This window comes from Geobacillus sp. LYN3 (genome assembly GCF_003064505.1).
In the GTDB taxonomy this organism is placed as follows: domain Bacteria; phylum Bacillota; class Bacilli; order Bacillales; family Anoxybacillaceae; genus Parageobacillus_B; species Parageobacillus_B toebii.
On sequence record NZ_QCWL01000084.1, the window covers coordinates 463 to 675 of the forward strand.

At 42.3% G+C, this 213-nt stretch carries 1 protein-coding gene; it reads right to left on the reverse strand.

Annotated features, from left to right (window positions below):
• On the reverse strand, nucleotides 1-213 hold a 213-nt coding region (locus DCC82_RS17200; RefSeq protein WP_146177921.1), incomplete at both ends, for a DDE-type integrase/transposase/recombinase.

The following is a 213-nucleotide window of genomic DNA, read 5'->3' on the forward strand; positions in this document are numbered from 1 at the left end:
TGTGTACTGGGAGCCTTGATCGCTATGGAGAAGGACTCCTCGCGCATCCCGTTTTTTGATGGCATCCTTGACCGTTTCGATCACCAATTTTAAGTCATTCGAACGACTGATGCGATACGCAATGATTTCATTGTTGTACAAATCTTTAATAGCAGACAGATACAAATAGGTTCCTTGAAATGGCACATAGGTAATATCCGTCACCCATTTTTG